Genomic DNA, 9,589 nt, shown 5'->3' with positions numbered 1-9,589 from the left:
GAGAGGCCCCCTTGCGAAACTGTAGGGGGCATAGCTCAATTTGCACTTTTATGTCAATGAAAGGCTTATTTTCGCAAGTGAGTAGGCCCGGTCGGCCCAATTGCCTCGAATTGCGCCGCCAGCCTTTCGTGCACGCCTACAACCTGACCTCTTGGGGGCTAGCCACCCTGAAATTGCACCGGTGCAATTTCGGCTCAAGGGCGCCCGCGCCGCGCCAGGAAGCTCTCGCAAAAGCCGGTCCAAGACGCGATCAGTTTGGCGCCCTTCAGCTTCGCTAGCCTCTCACCCATCTGCGCGCGATAGGCGTCGGCAATCAGATCGATGTCCCAACCACCGCCGGCCGAACGGCCAATGGCCGCGAGCGTGTCCGACCCAAATCGGATCGTGCCGTTCGGGAAGGTGACCTCCCCTGCCCCAGTCTTATCCTTTGATACCAAGGCCGCCACCGCCGCCTGCGTGACGGCCTCGACGGCCACAGTCTCGACCTCGTCTTCGCGCCTCGCCTTCCTCCCCGCAGAGTGCCGAGCAATTTCATCCACGGTTGCTATCTGCTCAGGCGCATCCTTTGGCTCAAAACGAAATTCGATCTCGGCGACGGTTCGACCCTGACGGATTTCCCGCCACTCCACACGGAAATGAGCGAGCTGGTCGATTTCGGCCTTCGCCTTTTCGAGAACCTTGCGGCGCAGCTGCGCAAAGTCCTTGTAAACGTCTGGCGCGATGCCGAGCAGCGCACGCAGTGCCGTCATGTCGCCCTTCCATAGCGACTGGCGTCGATGCAACCGCAATGCCCCGATCTCGTACAGCTTTAGCGCATAGGTCGACCGAAAGCCGAGCACCGCCTGCCGGTTCAGGACCGCATAGGTCTCCGATTCCTGAATCAGTTTCCGAGCCTCGGGCGTGAACTCCCACTCGATCCACCCTGCCTCAGCGCCCTCCTCGTCCTCCACTTCTTCGCGCGATGATGAGATCAGAGAAAAGCGCAGCGTCGCCTTCTTGCCGCGCCAGGACTTATCATCGACCGCAAAAAGCGTGCGATGCAGTTCCTCGAGCATATCCGAGATGCGCTCATTGCCCTTGTGGCCGCGGCGAATATCCGCCTTTCGCATCTTGTGCGGGCGGTCCTCCCAGGCATCACCGCCCGCAGTCAAAATCATCAGCGCAAGCAAACGCGAAGCGGTCAGGCTCAGCGACTGGCCTTTGACGAACTTGACCTCAACGATGCTGCCGGGCTTGGCGAACTCGTCGCCGCCCTTGGCCTGCAGGGCGGCAGCCACCCGCATCGCCCGCCCCGGAGAAGCATCATCACCGGCGGGGGAGGGCGTTACAGCGTGGTCTAGGGCTTGTTCGTCATCCATGCCATGAAGTCTGCACCGATTCGTCCGGCGTGGAAGAAAATCTGCCTGACCTGTCCTCTTGCGTCAAGTCAGGGCAGGATAGACGGCGGTTTCGGCCCCCAAGAGGTCAGGATGGAACTTCACCCCGAAACGACAAAACACAAGGAAGTACGCCGAGTCGCGTTTCAAAGCGATCTGACCCTCGCAAACGGCCGCGCGGAGGGCGAAGAACGTCCCTGACGAGCGATATGACGAGCGAATCGCGCCCAACAGAGCCTGGCCCCCATGCGGTCAGGAAAGCCCCAACCGGTCAGGTTGCATCCCCCGATCGGTCAGGAATGAGCCCCCACAAGGGCAGGCAAAATCCCCCGTCCGGTCAGGATAGGCTTGCTCAAGCCCGCAGAAACGCTGGGCTTTCGGCTTCCCGAATCTGAATCCTTTTGAATCGGAAAAGCTTCCGCTGCGAGCAGCGGCGTTTTGATATTTTTATTTTGAGAAAGAGATTGGCGCTGCGCTTGAAGCACACCTTCAATCCCCCTGCCTGGAGGGATACGCGAAGTTGGCCGTCCACGATAGGCTTCCTCGCCAAAGGACGTCACGAATGGAGGGTGCATGATCAACTTCGCCAAGTTCGAGATCATCGGCCGGATCGGCGAAATCGATGCGCGACCGAAAGTCACCCTGCTGTCGGTCTGCGCGAATTACCGCCGTAAGGGTGACGATGACGAATGGCAGGAAGACAGTCACTGGAACCGCGTGAGTGTCTTCAGCGAGGTCCAGCGCAAGCATATCGCCGACCGAGCCCAAGTCGGGGATCTGGTGCGGATTGCCGGGCGGCTCAAGGACAGCTCCTATGAACGCGACGGCGTGACCCATTACACAACCGATCGCATCGTCGAGGAATTCGGTATCCTCGCAGCCAAGGGCATGCCTGGCTGAATTGGCGGAGAGGGGAGGGCGCAACCGGCAGCGGCGCTCCACCACTTTGCAAGGATTAGTTGATGCCCCTAGCTGCTTCCCATCGCGCCAAAGCCATTGTCGAAGCCCTCGGCGGAACGTGGCGCGGGACGCGCGGCGAATGCCGTTGCCCGGCTCATGACGATCATGGCCCCAGCCTGTCAGTGCGCCTGGGCGAACGGGCGATCTTGTTCCACTGCTTTGCTGGCTGCGATACGCGCGACGTTCTGACTGCCCTGCGCCGGCGCAAACTTCACGATGCGGTGCCGCTCACCATGCCGCGCCCGAAGGCGATGGCCGACCATCGCGCTCTCGCGCTTCGGCTATGGAAGGCAAGCCAGCCCATAGCCGGCTCGCCAGCGGCCGATTACCTTGCCGCACGCGGTCTTGCTCCTCCCTATCCGCGTTGTCTGCGCTACAATCCCCGCACCATTGTCGGGGCAGGTGACCAGCGCCGGTTCTTTCCGGCGATGATCGCTGCGGTCGAGAACGATCTGGGCGTCGTGGCCGTCCAGCGGACCTGCCTCGATCTCGCTGACATCTTGCACAAGCCCCTGTCAAAGCCGAAGATTGCCCTTGGCCTGCTTGGCAACGCGGCCATCCGTCTGGCGCCGGCCGGAGAGGAGCTTGGCCTTGCTGAGGGCATCGAGGACGCCCTTTCGGCAATGGCCTGGTTCGGAACGCCAACTTGGGCGCTGGGCGGGGTCGAACGCCTTGGACTCGTCGCCATCCCCGAACGGGTCAAACGCATCATCGTCTATGGTGATCGCGGTGCCGCCGCTGCCGCCATGCTCAAAAAAGCTCGGCCGCATCTCACAGCCCATGGACGCGAACTGGTGCTCCGCCTCCCGGAACGGCACGCGGATTGGAATGATGCTTGGCGTGTCCGCCGGGCCGCCGAGGCGGCCTGAGAGGGGAGGGGGCCTTCAGGCTGATGACCTGGCGCTGATGCCAGGTGTCAGACCCGGAGATACCCCATGGCCACACAACCCCTCGCGCTCACGCTGCCGCTCGATGATCCCGCCCGGACCGCTGCTCAAGGCATAGCCGACCGGCTGTCCGAAGGCCGTTCGGTTGCACGTAACGACCTCCTTGCCGGGATGACCTCCGCCTTCGGTGGCTCGAGCGCGGATGGCTCATGGTCATTGCGCGACGCCTATGATGTGCTCGAACTCGCGCAGATACTCCATCTGAAGAACACAACACTCCCGGCAGATGCGAATGTGCGGCTCGCCCAGCTGATCGCCATGACGGCGGCGCTTCCGACGCACAGCGTGCGTAGCGAAACGCAGGTCGCGTTCCAGCAATTCTCGACACCGGCACCGATCGGCTTCCTTGCCGCCAGGGCAGCCGCGATCACGGCACGCGATATCGTGCTCGAGCCCTCGGCCGGGACCGGGCTCTTGGCCGTACACGGTCATTTTGCCGGCGCTCGCCTTCTCCTCAATGAGATCGATGCCTGGCGCGCGCGTTTGCTGCGTCACGCCTTTCCCGAAGGCAGGCTGAGCACGCATGATGGCGAACTGATCGACGATATGCTCGATCCGCAACTGGTGCCGAGCGTTGTGCTCATCAACCCGCCCTTCTCGCGGAGCCAGGGACGGGGGCGCGACCGCCACGCTGCGCTTCGCCACCTGCGCTCCGCGCTCTTGCGCCTCGCACCAGGCGGGCGCTGCGCCGTCATTCTTCCCGATCGCATCGAGACAGGGGACGCGGATTGGCTGCACGCCACCGCGGGCGTACATCTCCGGCTGCATCTCGGCCTGCCGCCCCATGCTTATGCCAAGCACGGCACCGGGCAAGCGGTTCAGCTCGTTCTCCTCGAAAAGGGCGGGGCAGGGGATTGCGTCCCACGCCAGACCTGTACGACGTTCGGCGCTGCGCTCGCGGCCATCGATGCGATGACGACCCCGTGCGCCCCCACGCCGCAACCGATCTCCCGCCCCAGCGGATTGTTCCGGGGCCTCACGCGGCGGACCCGCCCCGTAAGCTCGCGTGTGGCGGTAACCCTGCCCACGACCCGCGCGGTCGCCTATCACCGTCTCGACGCGCCGGCGCCCGCGGGCGAACCGCAAGGGATTTACCTGCCCTATCGGCCGAGCCGTCTGCTGATTGCCGATGCCCGTGAGCACCCAAGCGCGCTGGTCGAATCGCAGGCAATGGGATCGATTGCCGCACCCCCGGTCGCTTATGAACCCGTGCTGCCGGCCAGGATCTTGGACGACGGCCTGCTCTCGGACGCGCAGCTCGAAACGCTGATCTACGCTGGCGCGGCGTTCGAGCGTGACCTTCCGGGCCGGTTCGTATCTAGCGAGGAGGGGCATTCGCTGTCGCCGGCAGAGGCCGGCAATGCCTATCGGACGGGCTTTTTCCTTGGCGATGGCACGGGCGCCGGCAAGGGGCGGCAGGTGGCGGGCGTCATCCTCGACCAGTGGTTGCGCGGCAACCGCCGCCACCTCTGGATATCCAAGAGCGAGACGCTGATCGAAGACGCGCGGCGCGACTGGTCGGCGCTTGGCGGCTTGCCGCTCGACATCCAGCATCTCAACCAGTGGAAGCTCGGCACCCCGATCGCGCTGGGCGATGGGATCCTCTTCCTGACCTATGCCACCCTGCGCTCCAACCGCGGTGACAGGGGCACGCGGCTGCGCCAGCTGATCGAATGGATGGGTGAGGATTTCAGCGGCGTCATCGTCTTCGACGAGGCGCATGAGATGGCCGGGGTGGCCGGTGGCGAGGGCCGGTTCGGCGCCACGAAAGGGTCGGAACAGGGCATCGCCGGCGTCCGCCTGCAAAATCTCGCTCCGCGCGCCCGGATTCTCTACGCCTCGGCGACGGGCGCCTCGGACGTCAACAACCTCGCTTATGCGACACGCCTCGGATTGTGGGGACCGCACACGGCCTTCGCCGATCGGCGAGCCTTCGTGGAATCGCTGCGCCGCGGCGGCATCGCGGCCATGGAGCTGATCGCCCGCGACCTCAAGGCGCAGGGCCTCTACGTCGCGCGGGCGCTCAGCTTCGCTGGCGTTGAATATGACATCCTCGAGCATCGGCTCAGCGAAGAACAGATCGCCGTCTACAATGCCTATGCCGATGCCTGGGCGATCATTCACAACAATCTGCAGGCCGCGCTCGCCGCCACGCGCGTCACCGACGGTTTCAGCGGTGCCACCTACAATAGCGGCGCGAAGGCCGCGGCATTGTCGATCTTCGAATCGACCAAGCAACGCTTCTTCGGCCAGATCCTGCTGTCGATGAAGCTGCCGTCGCTGATCCCGGCGATCGCCGCCGATCTCGCGCGCGGCGACTGCGCCGTGGTCCAGCTCGTGTCGACGTCAGAAGCGATGCTCGATCGTGCCCTTGCCGACCTGTCCCCTGAGGAGCGCGCTTGGCACACCGCGGCGCCACGGACGAGACGATCCGGCGCTACCGGACCGATATCAGACGGCTCATGCCAATGCTGGGCGAGCCTTCGCAATGGGATGCCGCCGGACTCAGGAGCGCATTCCAACGACGAAGCAAGGAGACGCCGGGGTCGGCATCGCTGCTCGTCACGATAATGAGGAGCTACATCCGGTTTCTGGTCGTGCGTGGCGAGTGCCGGCCGGCATTGTTGCATGCAGTTCCATCAGTACAGCGCTACCGCCTTTCGACGCTGCCGCGCCACGTCGACCCGGCAACGATCGAGAGGATCATTGCGGCCTGTCCGACAGATCGTCCGGTGGAAGTCCGGGACAAGGCCATCATTCTCCTGCTCGCCAGGCTCGGCCTGCGGGCTGCCCAGCTCACATCGAGCCCCTGGCGCTGTTCGGCCAGGACGTTGCTGGCCGCGCTGCCTTCGTCGCGGAAGCCGACGATAGAGAAGCTCGCGGCGGCCGCTTGCAGCGTCGAGTGGTCCCGGACATAGCCGCTGGCGAACACGGTCCGGTGCGCGATCAGGAATATCGCGAGGTCGAGCGCGAACCCCGCGTCCGAGGCGACATGGGACGCCAGGATCTGCCGCCGCTGCGTCGCGAGTTCGTCGACCAGCGTCGCGCTGAGCCGGGAGGTCGCGACCTTGCCGGACGGCGCCTCGGGTTCGCCGTCCTCTCCCGCCTGACGAATGGCGCGCTCGCTGAACATGCGGCTGTGCATCCGCACATCCATCTGACGGTGGCCACCGAAGGTGCGGACGGTAGGCGGTTCAACCCGCGCAAGGCCGACCTCCATCATATGCGAGAGACATTCGCGCATGAGCTACGGGCGCGCGGCATCGCGGCTGAGGCGACGCCCAGACGCGCACGCGGTCACGTTCAAAAGCGTGTGCGCTCTGCAGCGCTGCATCTCGATGCTCGGATCGGTCAGGAGGGGCGCCGGCTCAATATGGATGAACTCAACGTGCTGCGCGCCCGGGCCTTTGCGCACGCGCGCGATGAGGAACGGCGGCCGCAAGACGTGATGGCGCTGGTTCGCCAGAAGCAGATACGCGGTGCTTATGCGGAGGCGGCGGTGGCGCTTGCACGTACCGGCGAGGCCGACGACCAGGCACTTTCCGACGAAATTGCGGGTTTCCTGGCGGCTATGCCGCCGGCGGTCTCCCGACGTCTGGCCCTGGCCCGCGAGATGATGCAGGGGCGGCAAGCGACACAGCCGGCGCGCGAGCTGGAGGGTGGAGCTGGTCCCGAGCGGCCAGTGCCGGAGCGTGGGCGGGAGCGTTGATTCGCATGGGCGGTTGATCTTGCGAAGGGATGCTCCCCCTACCATGTGCTGAAATGTCTTGGAAAGTCGAGGGAACTGGCGCTTTCTGTGGTCACGGCTTGTTAGAAAAAACCATGCTATTATCTAACACACAGGAGCATGGACATGTCTGCGGTGGCTGATCGGATTATGAAGCGTGTGCGCGGCAAGGGCCGTGGCTGGGTGTTTACGCCCAAGCAGTTCGTCGACTTCGGCACGCGCGGCTCGGTCGACATGGCGCTGTCGCGTCTCGCGCATGCCGGTGACATCCGTCGGATCGGCTGTGGTCTCTACGACTATCCCCGCCAGCATGACAAGCTTGGTGCCCTGAGCCCGGATCCCGGGCAGGTGGCCCAGGCGCTCTCCGCGCAGAGCGGCGATGCGCTCGCGCCGTCGGGAGCGGCGGCGGCCAATAGCCTTGGTCTCTCGACACAGGTGCCCGCCCGGGCGAGCTACGCCACCAGCGGTCGCACCCGCACCGCCAAGGCTGGCGGCCGCAGCGTTACCTTGAAGCACAGCCGCGCGCCGGTGCTCGACGCGCCGGAGTCTGTGAATGCGATCGTTCAGGCGCTCGCGCATCTGGGGAAGGGCAATATCGACGCGGATGCGATCGGGCGCTTCGCCGCGCGGCTCGACGATGCCGGTACGCGTGCGCTCGTCGCGGGCCGCCCGGCCATGCCGGGCTGGATGGGCGACATTGTCCTGAAGATTCAGGCGTCGCGGAGAGATAGGTCATGCAGGGAGAAAGGGTAGCGCCGCTGGCGCCACCAGCAAATCTCCAGATGCAGGGTCGGGCACAAGGATGGGTACGGCCGGATAAAGTGTCGGCCATGTCGAATACTTGGCGATCCATGTCGCGGCGCTTGGAGACAGCCAGCCCGTCAAGGTCGTGATACTCGCATAGCGCTGCGCGAGCGGAAGCGCGATGATGGGTTCATAGTGGGCGACGCGGTTGCGCAATATACGCAGGTCGCGCAAGTCCCGCGCGATCACACCGCGCTGTACGCCTTTGGCCTGAAAGATGGGTCGCAGGCTTTGCCAGAGGTGGTGTGACTTGGGGCCGAAGAGTGACGCCCAGAAGCCGAAGTTCAACTCCGCTACGATCTGCGGACGGGTCGCTGCCTTCCCGTCTTTCTGTAGCGTTTGCCGTGCTTTTGCGATTGCGCCCGTCTGATAGTTCGTCACAAGGATCGCAGGATCGTCGATCCAGGCGGCGCCATGTTGGGCCGCAAGCCGCGCGTCCGCCATGTTACGCAGCACGACCTCGAGCATGTGTAGAGGGCCATAGAGGGCTGCGGAAAGCTGCACATTATAGGTGTACAGGCGCTCTGCGAGCGTCTGATCGGCTCCGGCCCACTTCAGATAAGTGTCGAAGCGGTCAGCGGACAAGGCATGAACGAACGTTGGCACGGGAACCTTTTCACTTGATTTTTAGGCACCCTTGCGCCATATGAACTGGGTATCCCCCGGCGGTCCCTGCTTTGCAAACCGTCGGGGCACTTTATTTCTAGACATCGTCGATTCGATCTTCAATGCCGTTGCTGGAGCAGCGCAGCGTGAATGAACTCGCGCGCCGCCGGCATGCGACGAGATTTTGCGTGATCACAGCGAAATACATCCCGTGGGACCCGATTGGCGCGATGCCCGACGACCGAAAGGACGGTCGCCTCATGCTGCTCTGGGAAGGAGATCGCCCCGTAATCGGCCGATGGGATGACGGGCGTAAGGGATGGGAAGCTCCGGAAGGCATGCACCTTTTCGAGGAGATCACCTATTGGGCGGATATCAATTCACCGGAATGACCCTTGCTCTTTCAGATGATAAATGATTGATATAAAACGATAAAAGTTTGATAATATATCTTATGTTAAATTAATGACGTTCTTGTGAACCAGTGCTTTCCAATGCCGAGTGATTGGGCGTATCCCCACCCTGGGGCGACCGCGCCGCACTTCCCGAGGTTGCGCGGCGACGGTCTTTGCAGGATTTTACCCTACGGACTGGAGGAAAGATTCCTCCGCGTCATCGATCAAATCGTTATCTTCACCTTCTTCCGGCACATTGCCACTATAAGCCGTTTTCCCCATCGCTTGCTCAATGAGGCCAAGGAGGCGTTTTTGACGGTCCTCCATGAAGGCTTCGAACTTGTCGCCTCGCAACAGGTCCGGAGCGATCAGGTGGCTGCTCAGATAGCCATCGAGCGCATCAGACGCGATCGGCGGCGTGGAGCTGTTCCCCTGCTCTAGCTTGGCTAAATATTCTGAAGGCGCGACGCCGCCGATGATACGGTTGGTTCTGTATGACAGTGGCGTCTTGTTGATGATGGAGTCGAATATAACGGGTTTGATGTTCCGCGCTTTGCACCAGTCCTGCGGGAAGATGTGGTGAATATCGACGTTTTCACCGAAGAAGACCGTATGGTCGAATTTCTGGCCTGATCGGAAATCCTGTGCCCCCTCCTTCATCAGCAGGACGTTGACACCCTTGTAGGCGGCGGAAAGCCGCATCCGCATTGTCTTGAGGCGGTCGGCCCGGAAGATGGTTTCGCTCACTGTCGAAGGCTCCGGCCAAGATCGAGA

At 63.2% G+C, this 9,589-nt stretch carries 10 protein-coding genes and 1 pseudogene; 6 read left to right on the top strand and 5 right to left on the bottom strand.

The window, feature by feature from the left end; translation table 11 throughout:
• Nucleotides 1-194 precede the first annotated feature (194 nt).
• Entirely contained in the window at nt 195-1,283 is a 1,089-nt protein-coding gene (locus tag ACUCV3_RS15185) for a replication initiation protein (protein ID WP_279729744.1), read from the bottom strand.
• Nucleotides 1,284-1,669: 386 nt separating this feature from the next.
• The gene (locus tag ACUCV3_RS15180; RefSeq protein ID WP_284114389.1) at nt 1,670-1,966 is read right to left on the bottom strand and encodes a hypothetical protein; all 297 of its coding nucleotides are present in this window, start codon (nt 1,964-1,966) and stop codon (nt 1,670-1,672) included.
• Here ACUCV3_RS15180 and ACUCV3_RS15175 point away from each other — a divergent pair.
• The 3 genes from ACUCV3_RS15175 (at nt 1,950) to ACUCV3_RS15165 (ending at nt 5,854) form a co-directional block, all read left to right on the top strand.
• Nucleotides 1,950-2,276: a single-stranded DNA-binding protein gene (locus ACUCV3_RS15175; RefSeq protein WP_284114391.1), complete on the top strand. Its 327-nt coding sequence runs from the start codon at nt 1,950-1,952 to the stop codon at nt 2,274-2,276. The genes ACUCV3_RS15180 and ACUCV3_RS15175 overlap by 17 nt on opposite strands.
• Nucleotides 2,277-2,338: 62 nt before the next feature.
• Nucleotides 2,339-3,205, top strand: coding sequence for a DUF7146 domain-containing protein (locus tag ACUCV3_RS15170; RefSeq protein WP_015449216.1), 867 nt, complete (start codon nt 2,339-2,341; stop codon nt 3,203-3,205).
• 66 nt (nt 3,206-3,271) lie between these two features.
• On the top strand, nt 3,272-5,854 hold the full coding sequence (locus ACUCV3_RS15165; protein WP_482240743.1) for a strawberry notch-like NTP hydrolase domain-containing protein: 2,583 nt from the start codon (nt 3,272-3,274) through the stop codon (nt 5,852-5,854).
• 79 nt (nt 5,855-5,933) lie between these two features.
• Here ACUCV3_RS15165 and ACUCV3_RS15160 read toward each other — a convergent pair whose 3' ends face one another.
• Complete coding sequence (locus tag ACUCV3_RS15160; protein ID WP_482240747.1) at nt 5,934-6,506, bottom strand: hypothetical protein; 573 nt, start codon at nt 6,504-6,506, stop codon at nt 5,934-5,936.
• Here ACUCV3_RS15160 and ACUCV3_RS15155 point away from each other — a divergent pair.
• Both ACUCV3_RS15155 and ACUCV3_RS15150 read left to right on the top strand, forming a co-directional pair.
• Nucleotides 6,426-6,992 (top strand): annotated as a pseudogene (locus ACUCV3_RS15155) (relaxase/mobilization nuclease domain-containing protein); the annotation flags it as partial. The gene ACUCV3_RS15160 and the pseudogene ACUCV3_RS15155 sit on opposite strands and share 81 nt — an antisense overlap.
• 138 nt (nt 6,993-7,130) lie before the next feature.
• Nucleotides 7,131-7,763: a DUF6088 family protein gene (locus ACUCV3_RS15150; protein ID WP_284114404.1), complete on the top strand. Its 633-nt coding sequence runs from the start codon at nt 7,131-7,133 to the stop codon at nt 7,761-7,763.
• Here the strand turns inward: ACUCV3_RS15150 and ACUCV3_RS15145 are convergent.
• The gene (locus tag ACUCV3_RS15145; protein ID WP_007684587.1) at nt 7,743-8,420 is read right to left on the bottom strand and encodes a hypothetical protein; all 678 of its coding nucleotides are present in this window, start codon (nt 8,418-8,420) and stop codon (nt 7,743-7,745) included. The genes ACUCV3_RS15150 and ACUCV3_RS15145 overlap by 21 nt on opposite strands.
• Nucleotides 8,421-8,542: 122 nt before the next feature.
• On the opposite strand from ACUCV3_RS15145, the gene ACUCV3_RS15140 reads away from it, so the two are divergent.
• Nucleotides 8,543-8,812, top strand: a complete 270-nt coding sequence (locus ACUCV3_RS15140; protein ID WP_017182168.1) for a hypothetical protein — start codon at nt 8,543-8,545, stop codon at nt 8,810-8,812.
• A 186-nt stretch (nt 8,813-8,998) separates the two neighbouring features.
• Here the strand turns inward: ACUCV3_RS15140 and ACUCV3_RS15135 are convergent, their stop codons facing one another.
• Nucleotides 8,999-9,562, bottom strand: coding sequence for a hypothetical protein (locus ACUCV3_RS15135; protein ID WP_482240742.1), 564 nt, complete (start codon nt 9,560-9,562; stop codon nt 8,999-9,001).
• Nucleotides 9,563-9,589: the final 27 nt, after the last annotated feature.

This window comes from Sphingobium sp. VMM (genome assembly GCF_056790315.1).
The sequence above is the reverse complement of the archived record's forward strand: the minus strand, read 5'-3'. Positions and strand labels throughout refer to the sequence as shown.

Excerpts from the sequence above, each read along its gene's own strand:
- ACUCV3_RS15185 (WP_279729744.1), bottom strand. The coding sequence starts at position 1,283 with ATGCGGGTGGCTGCCGCCCTGCAGGCCAAGGGCGGCGACGAGTTCGCC.
- ACUCV3_RS15175 (WP_284114391.1), top strand. The coding sequence starts at position 1,950 with ATGATCAACTTCGCCAAGTTCGAGATCATCGGCCGGATCGGCGAAATC.
- ACUCV3_RS15170 (WP_015449216.1), top strand. The coding sequence starts at position 2,339 with ATGCCCCTAGCTGCTTCCCATCGCGCCAAAGCCATTGTCGAAGCCCTC.
- ACUCV3_RS15165 (WP_482240743.1), top strand. The coding sequence starts at position 3,272 with ATGGCCACACAACCCCTCGCGCTCACGCTGCCGCTCGATGATCCCGCC.
- ACUCV3_RS15160 (WP_482240747.1), bottom strand. The coding sequence starts at position 6,506 with ATGATGGAGGTCGGCCTTGCGCGGGTTGAACCGCCTACCGTCCGCACC.
- ACUCV3_RS15150 (WP_284114404.1), top strand. The coding sequence starts at position 7,131 with ATGGACATGTCTGCGGTGGCTGATCGGATTATGAAGCGTGTGCGCGGC.
- ACUCV3_RS15140 (WP_017182168.1), top strand. The coding sequence starts at position 8,543 with ATGCCGTTGCTGGAGCAGCGCAGCGTGAATGAACTCGCGCGCCGCCGG.